The 16882-nt window shown below is 62.5% G+C and carries 17 protein-coding genes; 9 read left to right on the forward strand and 8 right to left on the reverse strand.

Features of this window, described 5'->3' with window-relative positions; genetic code table 11:
- Positions 1-104 precede the first annotated feature (104 nt).
- Positions 105-1421 carry a peptidoglycan bridge formation glycyltransferase FemA/FemB family protein gene (locus tag AR689_RS12490; RefSeq protein ID WP_062070589.1) on the forward strand — a complete coding sequence of 439 codons (1317 nt, stop codon included), beginning with the start codon at positions 105-107 and terminating at the stop codon, positions 1419-1421.
- A gap of 27 nt (positions 1422-1448) precedes the next feature.
- Entirely contained in the window at positions 1449-2936 is a 1488-nt protein-coding gene (locus tag AR689_RS12495) for a threonine/serine exporter family protein (RefSeq protein ID WP_062070591.1), read from the forward strand.
- Positions 2937-2994: 58 nt separating this feature from the next.
- On the opposite strand, the gene AR689_RS12500 is transcribed toward AR689_RS12495, so the two are convergent.
- Together AR689_RS12500 and AR689_RS12505 are read right to left on the reverse strand one after the other, a co-directional pair.
- Positions 2995-3834 (reverse strand): siderophore-interacting protein, encoded by an 840-nt coding sequence (locus AR689_RS12500; protein WP_062070593.1) that lies wholly within the window; start codon positions 3832-3834, stop codon positions 2995-2997.
- A gap of 69 nt (positions 3835-3903) precedes the next feature.
- A complete protein-coding gene (locus AR689_RS12505; RefSeq protein WP_062070595.1) occupies positions 3904-4674 on the reverse strand; it encodes a uracil-DNA glycosylase in 771 nt (256 codons plus the stop codon).
- 105 nt (positions 4675-4779) lie between these two features.
- Between AR689_RS12505 and AR689_RS12510 the strand changes: the two genes are divergently transcribed.
- The 5 genes from AR689_RS12510 to AR689_RS12530 all read left to right on the forward strand — a co-directional run bounded on the left by AR689_RS12510 (position 4780) and on the right by AR689_RS12530 (position 9430).
- Positions 4780-5115, forward strand: a complete 336-nt coding sequence (locus AR689_RS12510) for a DUF3263 domain-containing protein (RefSeq protein WP_024819788.1) — start codon at positions 4780-4782, stop codon at positions 5113-5115.
- Positions 5116-5164: 49 nt separating this feature from the next.
- Positions 5165-5791, forward strand: a complete 627-nt coding sequence (locus tag AR689_RS12515) for a LytR C-terminal domain-containing protein (protein ID WP_062070596.1) — start codon at positions 5165-5167, stop codon at positions 5789-5791.
- 172 nt (positions 5792-5963) lie between these two features.
- Positions 5964-6167, forward strand: coding sequence for a cold-shock protein (locus tag AR689_RS12520; RefSeq protein ID WP_011773737.1), 204 nt, complete (start codon positions 5964-5966; stop codon positions 6165-6167).
- Between the two features lie 323 nt (positions 6168-6490).
- On the forward strand, positions 6491-8116 hold the full coding sequence (gene groL / locus AR689_RS12525; protein ID WP_062070598.1) for a chaperonin GroEL: 1626 nt from the start codon (positions 6491-6493) through the stop codon (positions 8114-8116).
- Between the two features lie 243 nt (positions 8117-8359).
- A complete protein-coding gene (locus AR689_RS12530) occupies positions 8360-9430 on the forward strand; it encodes a ribonuclease HI family protein (protein WP_062070600.1) in 1071 nt (356 codons plus the stop codon).
- A gap of 135 nt (positions 9431-9565) precedes the next feature.
- On the opposite strand, the gene AR689_RS12535 is transcribed toward AR689_RS12530, so the two are convergent.
- The 4 genes from AR689_RS12535 to AR689_RS12550 all read right to left on the reverse strand — a co-directional run bounded on the left by AR689_RS12535 (position 9566) and on the right by AR689_RS12550 (position 12867).
- Entirely contained in the window at positions 9566-9856 is a 291-nt protein-coding gene (locus AR689_RS12535; protein WP_062070602.1) for a WXG100 family type VII secretion target, read from the reverse strand.
- A 120-nt stretch (positions 9857-9976) separates the two neighbouring features.
- A complete protein-coding gene (locus AR689_RS12540; protein ID WP_062070604.1) occupies positions 9977-11440 on the reverse strand; it encodes a sensor histidine kinase in 1464 nt (487 codons plus the stop codon).
- Positions 11441-11443: 3 nt separating this feature from the next.
- Complete coding sequence (locus tag AR689_RS12545; RefSeq protein ID WP_024819794.1) at positions 11444-12154, reverse strand: response regulator transcription factor; 711 nt, start codon at positions 12152-12154, stop codon at positions 11444-11446.
- A gap of 77 nt (positions 12155-12231) precedes the next feature.
- Positions 12232-12867: a LysE/ArgO family amino acid transporter gene (locus AR689_RS12550; protein WP_062070606.1), complete on the reverse strand. Its 636-nt coding sequence runs from the start codon at positions 12865-12867 to the stop codon at positions 12232-12234.
- A 68-nt stretch (positions 12868-12935) separates the two neighbouring features.
- On the opposite strand from AR689_RS12550, the gene AR689_RS12555 reads away from it, so the two are divergent.
- Complete coding sequence (locus AR689_RS12555) at positions 12936-13883, forward strand: LysR family transcriptional regulator ArgP (RefSeq protein WP_062070608.1); 948 nt, start codon at positions 12936-12938, stop codon at positions 13881-13883.
- 87 nt (positions 13884-13970) lie between these two features.
- On the forward strand, positions 13971-14192 hold the full coding sequence (locus AR689_RS12560) for a hypothetical protein (protein ID WP_062070610.1): 222 nt from the start codon (positions 13971-13973) through the stop codon (positions 14190-14192).
- A gap of 42 nt (positions 14193-14234) precedes the next feature.
- On the opposite strand, the gene AR689_RS12565 is transcribed toward AR689_RS12560, so the two are convergent.
- Together AR689_RS12565 and AR689_RS12570 are read right to left on the reverse strand one after the other, a co-directional pair.
- Positions 14235-16274, reverse strand: coding sequence for a multicopper oxidase family protein (locus AR689_RS12565; protein ID WP_062070612.1), 2040 nt, complete (start codon positions 16272-16274; stop codon positions 14235-14237).
- 12 nt (positions 16275-16286) lie between these two features.
- Positions 16287-16760 (reverse strand): hypothetical protein, encoded by a 474-nt coding sequence (locus tag AR689_RS12570; RefSeq protein ID WP_062070614.1) that lies wholly within the window; start codon positions 16758-16760, stop codon positions 16287-16289.
- Positions 16761-16882 lie beyond the last annotated feature (122 nt).

Consider the following 16882-nt stretch of genomic DNA (forward strand, 5'->3'; position numbering starts at 1 on the left):
CTTGCAGCCAGCAACACAACTTCAGGCCCGCCCCGGCCACCAACGGGTGCAATCTACTTTTAGGTGAGGTAATTTCTTTGACTCCGATTGAGGCTGGAACCGACATGGAATTCGTGATTCTCAGTGACGCTGATTTCGAGACATTCGCCAAGGGACACCCGCAGGGCAGCTTTATCCAGTCCCTCGATCTCACACGCTTCCAGCGTGCACGGGGACAGGAAGTCGAGCTCTTTGGTGTGATGCAAAACGGCAGCCTCATTGCTGCGGGAAAGCTCGTCTACACGTCCAACCGCATCGGGTACAAAACCGCCGACTGCGCCAAGGGACCACTGATGGACTACAGCGACCCCTCGGTGGTGAGCTTCGTCGTCGAGCAGTTAAAGAAGCATGCGGCCTCGAAGAAGGCCGCCGAACTGCGCATCTCGCCCAACATCCGGTACATCGCGCGGGACGAAGAAGGCGCCGAGCACCCCGAGGTTGAGGACAACCGTCCGTTGCTGAAAGAGTTCGAAGGCCTGGGCTTCACGCACCAGGGCTTCGACATGAACTTCGCCAACATCAACTGGATGTTCATCAAGCAGCTCGACGGTATCGCCGATTCCGAAGAGCTCATCATGGGGATGAACTACCGCACCCGCAAGGCCATCCGTAAAGCTGAGAAGAACGGCGTCTACCTCGAACAGGCCACCCTGGAAACGCTGGATGACTTCTACAACGCGCTCAGCACTGCCGGAGATGAGAAGGGCTTCACGTACCGCGAACGCGAGTACTACGAGCAACTTCTGCGGAACACCTCCGATGAGTTCACCAAGCTCATGATGGCCAAGATCAACATCCCTGAGTACCGGGCCTCCATCACGGAGCGCTTGGATGCCGAGTCCAAAACCCTGGCGGATCTGAAGCGCGAGGTGGAGGAGACCGGCAGCAAGAAGAAAGCCAACCGCGTCAAAGTGGTCCAGGACCTCGTGGACAGTTACGAGCGCAGCCTCAAGGACATTGAACGTTTCCCGGATTCTGTGGGCGTCGCCACCGTTGCAGCCATTCACTTTGCATGCTCCGGAGACGAACTGGTGTGCGTCATCGGCGGGACCGTCCAGGACTACATCTACTTCAACGGCGCCACCTCCCTTTACTGGGGCATGATGCTGCACGCCTTGAACAACGGATACTCGCGCTACAACTTCTACGGCACCTTCGGTATCCAAGGCCAGGATGAAACCGGCCACGGTGGCTACGAATTCAAGAAGGGCTTCGGCGGCGAGGTAGTGCAGCTGGTGGGTGATTTCGTGGCCCCGGTAAACCCGCTGGTCTTCCATGGCTACCGAGCGGTCAGGAAGCTCGCAGGGACCGCCCAGACAGTTCTGGGACGATTGCCCCTTGAGAAATTGCCCGTAGTAGGAAAATTTCGGAGGAACCGCTAATCACACAAGCCAAGGGAGGATCACCGCGTGACTGAACGCCCCGACGGGTCCGCCAACAGGCCCCACACCGATGGGCTGCCCAAAACCCAGCCGTTGCGGCCATCCCAGGTCCGGCAGAACGTCAATGCCAAACGCATGCTGATGCGTCTGGTTCAAGGTGACAGCCCGCCCACCGCACCCATGAACATCGTGGACCGGTTGGCCGGAAGTCCCTACGCCAACCCCACCATTCAAGTGGTGGGTGTGGACGCCTCGGCTCGCAAGACCATTGACTTCGCCCTGCATTTGGCTGAAGTCATGTTCCGCTACGGTGCAGGCGCCCTTGAGGTTGAAACCAGCATGATTGCGGTCACAGCAGCCCTTGGCCTGAAGAACGTTGAAGTGGACATCACCAACCAGTCGGTGGCCATCAACTACGCGCCGAAGGATCAAACTCCCATCACGCTGCTGCGTGTGGTGCGCTCTTGGACCAACAACTACGCCGGCCTTGCCCAGGTGCATCAGCTGGTCACGGACATCGTGGCCGGTGGAGTGGGCCGCGACGAAGCCGTGCGCAGGTTGAACGAGATTATCCGTAGCGCCAAGCCCTTCCCCCGGTGGATGGTCACTATCGCCTTCGGCATCTTCGCCGCAGTATTCGTGGGCGTCCTGGGCGGTGGCATCGGTGCGTCTGCGGTGGCTTTTGGTTCAAACATCCTGATCAGCCTGCTCTCCCGTCAGCTTGCCAGATGGCGGACCGCCGACTTCTTCAACACCATGGCGTGCGCGTTCCTGGTCACATTCATTGCGCTGATGCTTCGCTGGGCCGGGGTGGAAATTGCGCCATCCATTGTGGTGGCGGGAGGCATTCTGCTGCTGCTCCCCACAGGCCGTCTCGTCTCGTCCGTCCAAGACGCCATCAACGGCTTCCCGGTAACGGCGGCGGGCCGGTTCCTTTCCACCCTGCTCACCTTCGGTGCCATCGTGGCGGGGATCGGCGTTGCCGTCGTCGTGGGAACGCTGATGGGCAGCGCCGTCCTGGACGTCACACAGACCTTCCCCGACGCTTACCCCTTGTGGGTCCAAGCGTTCCTCATCGCTGTTGCGGTGGTGGCCATCGGAGTCACCGAACAGACTCAAATGCGGCTGCTGGTCCCGACGGCGGCAGTGGGCATTGTGGGCTTCTTCGTCTTGTGGGGGGTTGGCGAAGCCGGCCTCGGCGACCGGTTGTCGCCGGCTGTCGCTGCAGTGGTGATCGGCTTGTTGGGCCGTGTGGTGGCGCTCAAGCTGGGGGCACCGCAGCTTGTGGTGGCTGTTCCCGCCGCACTGATCCTGCTCCCAGGCCTGACGATCTTCCGTTCCATGTACGCCCTCACGGTTGAAGGGGGCAACATCCTGCTCGGTGCGGGAGGCATGCTCAACGCCGGCGCCATTGTGCTGGGAGTGGCGGCGGGCATTGTGCTGGGCGACAACCTGGCAAGGCCGCTCACGAAGGGGCTGTCCAGCAATGAACGGCGCCGGGTACGCAGGCGTTAACCACAAAAGCCGAACGGCGCTGCCTTGAGGCGGCGCCGTTCGGCTTTAAGAACTGAGGCTAGATCTTACCGACAGGGAGCTTCTTCTCGGCTTGGAAGACTTCCTCCACGCGACCCTGCGCCCAGTATCCGGAGAGCGATACCTGAGAACGCTCCAGACCGCGCTGCACGAAGAAGATCTCACGGAGACCCTTCATGTAGCCCCGCTCGCCGTGGGCGAAGACATCGACGCGTCCGGGCAGCCATGGCGTGTTCCTGAGTGCCTCCAGAAGCAGGTCACTGGACCCGGCTTGAACCCCTTTGCGGAGCAGCCAGTGCAATTCCACGCCGGCCGGCGCGGAAATCGGAAGAATGTCGGCCTCGTTATCCACCTCGAGGAAGACAGTGCCGCGGGCATCTGGAGCAAGAGCCTCAACACAGGCCGCGATGGCGGGTATGGCGGCGTCGTCGCCGGCGAACAAGTACCAGTCGGCATCCGGTGCGGGGTTGTAGGCACCGCCCGGACCCGTGAAAATCATGGAGTCGCCGGGCTTCGCGGCGGCAGCCCAGGGGCCTGCCAGCCCTTCGTCGCCGTGGACCACAAAGTCGATGGCCAGTTCTTGCGCTTCGAGGTCCACCCAGCGGATGGTGTAGGTCCGGGTGTGTGGCCACTGCTCGCGGGGCATGGTGTCGCGGATGACCCACAGATCCAGCGGGAGTTCGTACTCGACGCCCGGTTGCGGAAAGACGATTTTGACGTAGCGGTCCACGTATTCGTTGTTCGCGTAATCGCTGAAGCCAGGTCCGCCGGCGACGATTCGCACCATGTGCGGTGAGAGGCGTTCGTTGCGCAGGACGGTCAGGTTGACCTGCGGACGGGTTTTGCGTGAGGCGGACGAAGTGACGGGGAGTGCAGTCATGTAGGCAAGCCTAAGCTAATTACCTGCGCGCCCGCTGGGTATGAGGCGAAGGTTACAGGGCAGTGGTGGTTACAGTACCGGCAGCTCCCAGTTGATGGGCTCAGCTCCTAGGTCCTCCAGCAATTCGTTGGCCCGGCTAAAGGGCTTTGAGCCGAAAAACCCTCGTGATGCGGAGAGCGGACTCGGATGGACCGAGACGATGGACGGCGCCCCGTCCAGCAGCGGCGTGACGCTCTCGGCATCCTTGCCCCACAGGATCGCCACCAGTGGACTCTTCCGGCCCGCACCGTCCGTACGGTTGGCGACGGCGGTGACGGCCGCCGTCGTGATGGCTTCCCATCCCTTGCCGCGGTGAGAGCCGGCATTTCCTGCTTCGACGCTGAGGACGCGGTTCAGGAGCAGGACGCCCCGTTCGGTCCAGGCGCTGAGGTCGCCGTGCACCCGGGGTGGCAGGCCGAGGTCGTCGTGAAGTTCGCGGTAGATATTGGCGAGGCTTCGTGGAATGGGGCGCGTCGGGCTGGAAACGGCGAAAGAAAGTCCGATCGCGTGGCCGGGAGTTGGGTAGGGATCCTGGCCGAGGATCAAGACCTTGACGTCGGCCAGTGGCTGCCTGAAGGCCCGCAGCAGGTTACTGGCTGCAGGAAGAACCTGCGCCCCGCTGGAGGACCGCCCGGACACGTAGCTCAAAGTCTCACGGAGGTGGGTTTCCACCGGGCGCAAGGCGTCCGCCCAGTCCGGAGCCATCAGCTCATCGAGCGGCAGCTCACACAGCGCGGCGAAGCCTGGGTCGGCCGCGTCGGCAGGTTCAAGATCAAAGAGTGCATCCTCGCCAGTCACCACGCCATTGTCTCCCGCGCAGTGCCGGCCCTGCGAATGACAGCGTTGTTATTCGCCCGTAACATGGGGGTAGGCATTTACCCCCACCAAGCGTCGAAGGAGTGTGCCGTGGCAGAACCAGCACCGGAACCGATGGCGTCGCAGGCCACAGGTTTCGCGCTCGAGGACCTCGCAGCCGAGACCCGCAGCGACTCTCCCTTGAGCGAGCGGGACCAGCAGATGTTGGCGCTGGAGCGGCAGTGGTGGAAGTACGCCGGAGCTAAGGAACAGGCTATTCGAGAGCTGTTCGACCTCTCCGCCACCCACTACTATCAGATCTTGAACGCGCTGATCGATACCGAGGACGCGTTGGCCCACGATCCCATGCTCGTCAAGAGACTGCGTAGACTACGTACGTCACGCCAGCGTGCGAGGACTGCACGTCGCCTGGGGTCCGACGCGTAAATCGCCCGGCTGATCAGTCAGCAGCAACCAGCAAGGACACCGCTTCACCATGACCAAATATGCCAAGGACGAATTCGATCAGGTTCCGCAGAGCACGTCCCGCCAGGGCGTTCACCGCGACGCCCAGGACACCCCGCGCCCCGCTTTGTGGCCGATCCTGACAGTGGGGGCAGTGGCCTTGGTGCTCGGACTGGTCGCCTTCCTGGTCCTCCCGAACCTTGGCCTGGTAGCACCGGGCGCTGCGTCAAACGTTACGACGCCGGCGCCCCAGCAGACATCTACGGCACCGTCTGCTGCACCGACAGAATCCAATGCGCCCTCCGCTTCCAGCGAGCCCAGCAGTGAACCCACTGAAACGACGCCGTCGGAATCTCCTTCCGCCACTCCTTCCGCGGCCGCTGTGGACAAGACCACTCCGGTGGCTGTTTACAACGGTGCGGGAACCGCTGGATTGGCCGGGCGTGTGGCGGGCCTCGTCCAGGGTGACGGTTGGGCGTTGAGCACGGTAGGGAACTGGGGTGGACTGCCGCAGCAGACGTCCGTGATCTTCTACAACGCTCCCGCGCAAAAGGCGAACGCCGAGGCGCTGGGAACCTTGCTGGGTATTCAGAACATTGTGGAAACACCTGAGGTTCAACAGCCGCTGGTGGTTGTGGCCGGACCCGGCTTCCAGTAGACCGCGGGCGCGACGCGGAGCTCAAAGACCCCAACTCGGTTAAGCCTCAATAACAAAAGCGGTGCTCTGCCCCTCCTCGGCAGCGCGGTGATGGTGACAGTGGTTACAGTGGATTGATTCCGGTACGGAGATCCCGGCAACCGGTCTTGGCTACTGCGAAAGTGTGGGCATCATGGCTTTGGGAACCGTCAAATGGTTCAACGCCGAAAAAGGCTACGGCTTCATCACTGTGGATGAATCCGGCGACGACGTCTTTGTACATTGGTCAGCCATCCAGATGGATGGCTTCCGCGCCCTCGAAGAAGGCCAGCGCGTCGAGTTCGAACTGGGGGAGGGCCAGAAGGGTCCGCAAGCCGAAGGCGTCCGCGTCGCTTAATTGATCGCGGCCACCACGCCTCTTCCCGTCAGCCCACGGCTGAAACCTCTTTGTTTATAGCGCAAAGTGGAATCTCTGCTTGCACTCTCCCCGGTCGAGTGCTAATTATTGATTTAGCACTCCTACGGTTCGACTGCTAAGTCCGGCCCGGTTAACCCCGGCGGTGGACGGGTAGGGAATCCGCGGAGGATCAAGAAACACCTTGGTGGGGTGAGGTTCGGAGCGCGGGGCATACATAGGCCGCAAGCGAAGAACCGTCCGTCGCGGGCACCCCATCTGACAGGTACCTTCTTAACGACTGTCCCGAAAGGACTACCGCCGTTATGGCCAAGATCATTGCATTTGATGAAGAGGCACGCCGCGGCCTCGAGCGGGGCCTGAACATCCTCGCAGACGCCGTCAAGGTCACCCTCGGCCCGCGTGGACGCAACGTCGTCCTCGAAAAGAAGTGGGGCGCCCCCACGATCACCAACGATGGTGTTTCCATCGCCAAGGAGATCGAGCTGGACGATCCTTACGAGAAGATCGGTGCAGAACTGGTCAAGGAAGTTGCCAAGAAGACGGATGACGTCGCTGGCGACGGTACTACCACTGCAACCGTTCTTGCTCAGGCACTGGTGAAGGAAGGCCTGCGCAACGTTGCCGCCGGCGCCGACCCGCTGTCCCTCAAGCGCGGCATCGAGAAGGCTGTTGAGGCAGTCATCAGCGAACTGCTCGCCTCCGCCAAGGAAATCGAGACCAAGGAAGAGATCGCAGCTACGGCTTCCATCTCCGCCGGCGACCCGGAAATCGGCAGCCTCATCGCCGAAGCCCTGGACAAGGTGGGCAAGGAAGGCGTCATCACGGTCGAGGAATCCAACACCTTCGGCCTGGAGCTCGAACTCACCGAAGGCATGCGCTTCGACAAGGGTTACATCTCCGCTTACTTCGTCACCGACGCAGAGCGCCAGGAAACGGTCCTCGAAGATCCGTACATCCTGATCGTCAACTCCAAGATCTCCAACGTGAAGGAACTCGTCACGGTTCTGGAGAAGGTCATGCAGTCCAACAAGCCGCTGCTGATCATCGCCGAAGACATCGAGGGCGAGGCCCTGGCCACCCTGATCGTCAACAAGATCCGTGGCACCTTCAAGTCCGTTGCCGTCAAGGCTCCGGGCTTCGGTGACCGCCGCAAGGCGCAGCTGGCCGACATCGCCATCCTCACCGGCGGCCAGGTCATCTCCGAAGAAGTTGGCCTCAAGCTCGAAAACGCTGGCTTGGAACTCCTCGGCACCGCCCGCAAGGTTGTTGTCACCAAGGACGAGACCACCATTGTTGAGGGTGCCGGCGACGCCGAGCAGATCGCAGGCCGTGTGGCCCAGATCCGCGCCGAGATCGAAAACTCCGACTCCGACTACGACCGCGAGAAGCTGCAGGAACGCCTGGCCAAGCTGGCCGGCGGCGTTGCAGTCATCAAGGCCGGTGCCGCAACCGAAGTTGAGCTCAAGGAACGCAAGCACCGCATTGAGGACGCAGTCCGCAACGCAAAGGCTGCTGTTGAAGAAGGCATCGTTGCCGGTGGTGGCGTAGCCCTCATCCAGGCAGGCGCCAAGGCATTCGCCAACCTCACCCTTGAGGGTGACGAGGCAACCGGTGCCAACATCGTCAAGGTTGCCATCGACGCACCCCTGAAGCAGATCGCCTTCAACGCCGGCCTCGAGCCGGGCGTTGTGGTGGACAAGGTTCGCGGCCTGCCTTCGGGCCACGGCCTGAACGCTGCCACGGGCGTCTACGAAGACCTTCTGGCTGCCGGCGTCAACGACCCCGTAAAGGTCACCCGCTCGGCTCTCCAGAACGCTGCTTCCATCGCTGGTCTCTTCCTGACCACCGAGGCTGTAGTTGCCGACAAGCCCGAGAAGAACGCTCCGGCTGCCGGCGGCGACGACATGGGCGGCATGGGCGGCTTCTAAGCCTCCCTGCTGTAGCGATACAGCGCCAAGCATTTCCGCTGGAACAGCATTGAGCTAGACCAGCATCACGACGGCGGTCCTCACCTTTTGGTGGGGGCCGCCGTTTTGCGTCGGCACTCTTGGCGTCGGCACCCAAGTAGGTAGCAGTTGATGTCGTTTTGAGCGGTCAGAACGACATCATCTGCTACTTAGTTGGGTGATATCACGGTTTTAGTGTCGGTGGGGTCTGGCAGGATTAACCCCATGACGATTATTGCTGCCGCCGATGGGTCTGCCCTCGGTAATCCTGGGCCGGCCGGTTGGGCCTGGTACGTTGATGACTCCTGCTGGCGAGCAGGAGGTTGGCCGCACGGTACCAACAACCAGGGTGAATTGATGGCCGTCCTGGACCTGTTCCGGTCCACGGCCCACGTGCCACAAGAAGAGCTGCGGATCCTCTGCGATAGCCAGTACGTCATCAACTGCATCACCAAGTGGATGCCGGGATGGAAGCGGAAGGGCTGGCGAAAGGCCGACGGCAAACCCGTGCTGAACGTGGACCTTCTCAAAGACATCGACCAAGCGATCGTTGGCCGTAAGTACACCTTCGAATGGGTCAAGGGCCATGCTGGTCACGACCTCAACGAAGCCGCCGACGAGCGAGCACGGGCCGCTGCAACGGCCTATCAGCAAGGCGTAGCCCACCGGGCCGGCCCCGGGTTTCCCGGAGCCCAGGAGCAAGGCCAGGCACCAGAGCAGGGCGAGGCACAGGAGCAGGTGAGGTTTCAGCAAGAGACTGTTCATGTGCCAGTCTCTGAACCTGTCACTGCCAGCACCGGGGCCGGTGTCTCCGCCGCGAGAGCCGGTTCTGCACCCGTTAAAGCCGACCGCAGCCCCCGGCCTCATTTTGAGCCCACGCTCTTCGGTGAATCCGGCATCTTTGGCCAAGCAGATCTCTTCAGCGAGCTGGAAGATGATGCTTCTGCACAGCAGTTGTCTGCAGAGGACACGGTTTTGGCGTTGGAGCGGGAACTGCTCAGGCCGGAGGTGAGGGCGGACATTGGCAGGATCGGTGTGCTGCTCCACCCGGACTTCGCGGAGATCGGCAGTTCGGGAAGGTTCTGGACGCGCGACGCCATGATGATGGCCTTGGAAGAGGATCCCGGCGAACCGACCGAACTGGAATTGCTCAGCGCTGACCGGCTGAGTGAGAACACCATCTTGCTGAATTACCGCAGCTTCGCGCACACAGGCTCAGCGCTCCGCAGCTCCGTATGGCTGTTGGACCGCGGCCAATGGCGGCTCCGGTTCCACCAGGGGACTGTCGAGGGCTAAATCCCCGGAGAGGGAGCCCTGGAGACGGTACTCATGACCTGCGAGGCGGCTGTACAGACCTGCGAGGCGGCTGTGCAGGGGGAAGACAGCCAGCCCCGCAGGAGTTCATGGGAGGGGAAGAATCGCCGAGGGCAGCTAGTAGCTGAAGCGCTGGGTGTTGCCCTGTTCCACTTCCGAATAGGTGGTGGCGGCTGAGGACAGGGCCATGGTGATGGATGCCAGGGAGGCCTCAACCTTGCTCTGGGTCAGGGACCACTCCACCATAAGCGCCTGGAAATTCGTGGCAGCTGTTCCCCGCCAGGTGGCCTCGAGTTCCTCCAAGCCGCGCCTCATGGCCAGAACATCGGAACTGATGCGATCCACTGTTCCTTTGACGTTGGCGGACTTGAGCTGGAGCAATTCGGTATCGACTGAGATGACGCTCATGGATGATGCCTTTCGACGAAGAAGTTCCGCGTGTTGCGGGGAATGGGTGGCTACACCATCGAGCCTAAGCAGCCTCCCGCACCCGCAGAACAGGCCTTCGTCGCTATGTGGACAACCGCGTTATGTGGACAACAGCTCGGCCGATTCCTTGTGGAACGGGAGGCTGACCACCAGGGTGGCACCCCCGCCGTCGGTCTCGGCAACCTGGACCGAACCGCCGTGGGAGCCCACAATCGCAGCAACAATCGCAAGCCCAAGGCCGCTGCCTCCGGTTTCCCGGGTGCGTGAGGTGTCCGCACGGTAGAAGCGCTCAAAGATCTTATTGGTTTCGGCCTCCGGAATGCCCGGCCCGTGATCGCGGATCTCAATGACTGAAACCGAGCCGGCAGGTGTGGTGCGAACACCGACAGCGAGTTCTATGGGGCTGCCCTCGGGGGTGTACCTCAGCGCATTTCCCACCAGGTTCCCTATGACTTGCCGGAGTTTGGCTTCGTCGCCCTGGACGGGCGCGGCGGTGGGGGAGGCGGCGTCGAGTCCGGTCAGGGTGATGGTCCGGTCTCCTGAGGAGGCCTTGGTATCAACCACGGCATCGTGTGCAAGAAGCTGCAGGTCCACGGGCTTGAGCTGAAGCGGCCGCTGCTCATCAAGCCGGGCGAGCATCAACAGATCCTCCACCATGGAGCCCATGCGCTTGGCTTCGCTTTCGATTCTGCCCATTGCCATGGCCACGTCCTCCTCGGTGGCCAAGGCGCCGTGACGATACAGCTCGGAGAAGCCGCGGATGGTCACCAAGGGTGTTCGCAGCTCATGGGAGGCGTCGGCCGCGAAACGCCGCATGCGCCCTTCGGACGCTGCGCGGGCAGCAAAAGATGCCTCGATGTGGGCAAGCATGGCATTGAGGGATCCGCCCAACCGGCCAACCTCGGTGTGAGGATTGTCCACTTCCACGCGGCGGGACAGATCACCGGCCGCGATGGCCGCAGCCGTCTTTTCCACTTTGGCCAGCGGACGGAAGGACCGGGCCACGGTCCAGGTAGCGATGAAGAACGCCAAAACCAGCGTCAAAAGGCCAACGCCAACGACCACCAGGACTGCGTGCTCCATGACTTTGTCCACAGGAGTGAGCGGTAGCCCGATGATCACTACGCCGTTTTGGCCGTTGGCGGTGACCCCGACGGCCACAACGCGCCAGTTGGTACCGGTAGTGCCCTTGACTTGGAAGGGGGCGTTGCCGCGGAGTTTGGCCTCAGCCGCTGTGATGTTGGAGATTGCCGGACGATCCTTCTGACTGCCGCCGAAGGGGTACGGCTCCAGGCCGGGTACATACAGCGTCAGCGAGTAGTCCGTGGGTACTGCGGTGTCCGTAGGAGTTGAGGTGTTGGGCTGGGCCAGCTTGTCAAAGGACTGCTGATCCTGGGCCAAGGCGACGGCGGCTTTGAGTTTGTCGTCCACCTGGCCTTGCAGGTAACTCTTGACGAGCGTCAGCGTTCCAGCGCCCGTGGCCGCCAGGGCAAGCAGGAGCAGGCCCATGATGATGGCGACGAGCTGCGACCGCAGGGACGCCGATTTCCAGCGTTGCAGCAAGGGTCAGCGCTTCTCTGCCGTTCGCAGGACGTAGCCCACGCCGCGCTTGGTCTGGATCAGGGCTGCGGCATCGGGATCGATGTCCACTTTGCGTCGCAGGTAGGAGATGTAGGACTCCACGATTGAGGCGTCGCCGTTGAAGTCGTACTCCCAGACGTGGTCAAGGATCTGGGCCTTGGACAGCACGCGGTTGGGATTGAGCATGAGGTAGCGCAGGAGCTTGAATTCGGTGGGGGACAGCTCGATCACTGTGCCACCGCGGCGGACCTCATGGGCGTCGTCGTCGAGTTCAAGATCGTCCACGCGGATTACGGCGTCGTCGTCCTCCAGGGGTTGCGTGCGGCGAAGGACGGCGCGGATGCGCGCCACCACTTCGTCGAGGCTGAACGGCTTGGTGACGTAATCGTCGCCCCCGACGGTGAGGCCGGTGACTTTGTCCTCGGTGTCGTCCTTCGCGGTGAGGAAGAGTACGGGGAAGTGCTTACCGGCAGCGCGGAGGCGCCGGGTCACGGTGAATCCGTCCATGTCCGGCAGCATGACATCGAGGACTGCAAGGTCCGGGGAGTGGAGATCGGCCGCTGCGAGGGCTTCGCGACCGTTGGCGGCCGCAACGACCTCGAAGCCTGCAAATCGCAGCGACGTGGACAGCAGCTCGCGGATGTTTGGCTCGTCGTCGACAACGAGAAGCTTGGCTTCAGGACCGTTCTTTTTCATGACACCCATGATGCTCCCAGAAACTGGGAGTTTTCTGGACGCCGCATGGGAGCCGCCTGCGTGGCTGATGCTGCCTATCAGGCCCCAAGCGCCAACCCCGCCCCCAACGCCACCATGGTCACGGCGATCCCGCCATCGAGGAACCGCCAGGACCGGGGCCGGGCAAAGAATCCTCGGAGGAAACGCGCACCGAACCCCAAAGAGCAGAACCACAGGATGCTGCCCAGCATGGCGCCGGCACCAAACCACCACTGCAGTTGGGTTCCTTGGGCGCTGGCTATGGAACCGAGGAGGGCTATGTCCAGGTAGACGTGCGGGTTGAGCCAGGTCAAGGCGAGGACGGTAGTGACGGCTGCAGCGACACCGCGCTTCGCGCCGCCGTCATTGATTGGTCCTCCACTAGTGGTCAGCGACTGCGGTCGGAGGGCGCGCCGCGCCGCCATGATGCCGTACGTCACCAGGAATGCGGCTCCCACGTAGCGAAGAACGACGACGGCGGCAGGGGCTGCCGTTATGAGCGCACCGGTGCCAAGCACGCCGGCCGCGATGAGCACTGCGTCGGACAAGGCGCAGACGGCCACGATGGGCACAATGTGCTCGCCCCGGATTCCTTGCCGGAGGACGAAAGCGTTCTGGGCTCCGATAGCGACGATGAGGGCAAGTCCTGTGGCCAAGCCTAGGCCGGCGGGTTGGAAGAAATCGTTAAAGTTCACCCTTCGAAATTATGGTCAGGCGAACATTTAGACCAGCTAAAGATTTTCATGCTGCATAAGATCTTCTTATGCCTCAGTTTCCTTCAGATCAGCTGCTCACCTTTGCCACGGTTCTCTCCGAGGGCACGCTGGATGCTGCTGCGCGCCTCCTCCACATCACGCCGTCTGCGGTCTCACAACGGCTGAAGGCGCTTGAGCAGCAGGCCGGGAGGGTCCTGCTTCAACGCAGCAACCCGGCCCAAGCCACCGAGGCAGGGGAGGTGGTGCTTCGTTTGGCGAGGCAGGTGGCGCAACTGGAAGCGGACGCCGGACGGGAATTGGGGATGGGTACGGACAGGGCGCAGCTGGCCGTGCCGATTGTGGTCAACGCGGATTCGCTGGCGGTGTGGTTCCTGCAAGCGCTGGCCCAGGTGTCTGGGGACCTCGGCGTGACCTTCGACCTGCACCGGGATGATGAGCAACACTCCACGTCGCTGCTTCGCTCCGGAACAGTCATGGCCGCCGTGACGGCAACTCCCGAGCCTGTCCAGGGGTGCCGCGTAGAGAGCCTTGGGGTGATGCGCTACCGCGCGGTTGCAGCCCCGCAGTTCGTGGAACGGTGGTTCCCGGGGCTGGAAGAGGGGTTGGACAAGCGCCCGGTGAGGCACTTGGGCGGGGCCACGCTCAATGCGGCGACCACCGTGGACTTCGACCGCAAGGACACCTATCAGTGGGCCTTCGTGCAGGCGGCGTTCACAGCCGAGGGCGAGCCGGTCCCGGAGCGGAAAGGACCCAGGCACTACGTCCCGGCTTCCCAGGACTTCGGTGACGCGATCCGTTTGGGCCTCGGCTGGGGCCTGATCCCGGAAGTTCAGTGCGGACCCGAAATCGCGGACCGCCGGCTGATCGAGCTGGCCCCTGACCGGCCCTTCGACGTACCGCTGTATTGGCAGCGATGGAAGACCGCATCCAGCGTCTTGGATGTTCTCAGCGATACGGTCCGCCAGGTTTCGGGGCTGTATTTGAGGAAGCCCTGAGCATTTGAGGAAGCACTAAATCCTTGAAATCCCAACACGCCTGCGGATGCTTCCCATAATGTCAGTGCCCCGTTCCACACTTTAACCATGGCAAACACAGCAGCTCCCGCAAGCATCCACCAGAACCGCACCAGTGACGTCGAGTTCCACGTGACATATCTGGACACCGATTCAGGCCGCATCCGGCGCGAGGACTTTGACAACCTGACCGCAGCCGAACGGTTCGCCAGCGCACAACTCCGCGATGAGGACTCCTGGGCTGTGGTGGACCACGTCAAGATCCAGGTGACCAGTCGGATGGTCGCCTGAGTCTCACGCTTCTCCGGCAGTCCATTTATGCCGGTAGTCCATTTATTCAGGCCGGTTGTGAGAGTGGCCGCCGTGCACGAACGGTGATGACACGCCCTGGTACTTCAGGAGCATCATCATCCCCTCGGCTGCATGGTCCAGGTTGTGGCAGTGGTCCATCCAGATACCGGGATTGTCGGCGTGAAGCAGCAGTTCCCATACCTCGCCCGGCATCACATCCACGGTGTCCAGGATGAGCGGTGATCCGCTGGGGACCACGCCGTTTCTGCTCAGAATCTTCACATGGTGGCCATGCGGGTGCATCGGATGTGGTTCTGAGGTCCGGTTCACCACCGTTACCTTCACGGTATCGCCCTCTGCCACTTCCATGGAGGGAACCAGCGGATACGCCGCCCCGTTCACGGTGAAGGCGTAGCGGGGAATTCCGTCAACAAAACGGAACTGCCGGTCCAGCACCATCACCTCTTCCCGGGTGATCGGGCGGACGGGCTCTGAATCATCCAGGGGTTTGCCATACTCCAGCAGGTCGAGCACGGGTGTTGAGGTAAAAACACCTGCCGGTACCGTCTCCGGATTCGCTCCGCCGGAATCTGCGGCAGCTGAACCAGGCGGCGCAATGACCACGGCCGCCCGGGCCGCGGCGTCCAAACGCACCGTTACCGGCGAGGCGGGCATGGTGAAGGCGAGGTCCACCCGGCCGCCTGCACCAAGCCGGAGCAGTTTGCCGGTCACTTCCTGGGGCCGGTTGACGTCCGTCCCGTCAACCGCCACGGCTTTGAAGGCCGTGCCCTGGATCAAGTACCGCTGCTGCACGGAATCGGTGTTGATGAGCCGTACCCGCACGGTGGAGCCGGGTGTGGCGATGTGCACGCTGCCACGGTCTGAGGAGCCCAGCAACCCCAGACCGCTGAGGTCGTGCCCCGCCACCACAATGTCCGTATCAGCACGGGCAGATGTGGGCTGGTGCACGACGAATGTGCCGTAGAGGCCCTTACGGACCCCCTCGGCGGAATCTTGGTGGGTGTGGTACCAGTAGGTACCTGTTTGGGCGGCGGTGAAGCGATAGGTCATGGACTTCCCGGGCATCACGGCATCCTGGGTTGCTCCGGCCACCCCATCCATGGCGTTGGGGACGTCGTACCCGTGCCAGTGCAGCGTTACGCCCGCAGCTACGTCGCGGTTGTTGAGCACCACCTCCATCACTTCGCCCACGTTGGCCTCCAAGGCGGGACCGGGCAGGCTGCCGTACGTCCAGGCTTCTCTGGTCTGCCCGGATGGCAGCGTCACCTGTTCCACCCGTGCCGTCAGTTCGTAGCGCCGGACCACGGCGTCGGCGGAGACATTTCCCACAAGGCTGGTCACCGGCGTCGGATCCTTCACTGGGGTTCCGTTACTGCCGTGATGACCGACGGCGGCAGTAATGGTGGCGCCGTCGGCCGACCGGCTCCCAAGCCAGGCAAAGACCCCCGAACCCAAAGCCGTACAGATCATCAACCCGGCCACTGCGGCAGCCGCCGTCGGCCTTCTGCCGACGCGGGAGGCCGACGGCGGCGTGACCTGACCGGTCCGCGGAAACAGTGCCAGCCTTGCGATCCCCACAGATGCCGCCATCATCAACAGCACCACGACGAGGCTCCACAGGGACGGGAATGGACCCAGGATAAACGTCAACGCCAGTGACGCGATGGCTGACGCGGCAGCTGCCACCATGGCCGGGACGGCCCACTCGCGGGATCGACTGGAACGCCCTGGATCACTGGTGCGGGGTTTGGGGCCGGTGTTCCGCCTCCTCAGCAAGAACGGAACACCGGCCGTTGCGGCCCAAGCCGCGGGGATGGCGGTCAGAGGCAGGTTGATGGTGATGCGTTCGCTGGCAAACCACCAACTGCCCGCCACCAAAGCGGGAAGCAATGCATACCGTCCCACTGTCACTGCGACGGCTATGCCCAATAGCAGCAAGGCCACGTCATTCCGGCGGGACTTGTCGCTCAGGGACGCGGTCATCCACGCGGCGCCGATCCACGCGCCGGCCGAAAGGACGGACAGCAGCAGATCTACCGCCAGCAGCTGCGAGGTGTTCACAGCTGCGGGTGCTCAGGCTGTGCTGGGCGACGTGGAAGCATCCGAAGAGGCGGCCCTGGGAGGCAGCGGTTGCGGGTTCAGGGCAGCCTCTCTGGCGCGCTTGAACAACCAATAGGACATGAAAATCATCATCGCGCCAACGATCGGGTGGATGGCGACCACCCAGGAGCCCGCCGGAGTAATGAACTCCGGTGAGGAACCTGTCAACATGCCGCCGATGATGAAAATGAACAGCTGAAGCCAGGTCAGCAGGAAAATTCCTGCAGCCAACCAGATGGTACGGGAACCCACCTTGGCAAGGGCCGCTACGATCACGGCCAGCAACGCTGAATACCGCAACACATATTGGCCGTTGACTGCATGGTAGACGCCCGCTTCACGCTGGGCTTCGATGGTGTTTTGGAAGTGGAAGTATCCAGCGAAAAACAGCTGTGCGAGTGCTGACAGCAGGACTATCGCGGAAAGGACCAGGAGGGCTTTGCGCATGGGGAATCCTCTGGTAATCAATTCACAGATTCTTCAAGGCCTTCAAACCATCGGCTCCCTGGCTGCGGGCTTCCCCCACCGCCGACGGCTGGCCGCCAGGCTGCCTGGACCAGGGGCAACCA

It is taken from the genome of Arthrobacter sp. EpRS71 (assembly GCF_001512285.1).
Classification (GTDB): Bacteria; Actinomycetota; Actinomycetes; order Actinomycetales; family Micrococcaceae; genus Arthrobacter.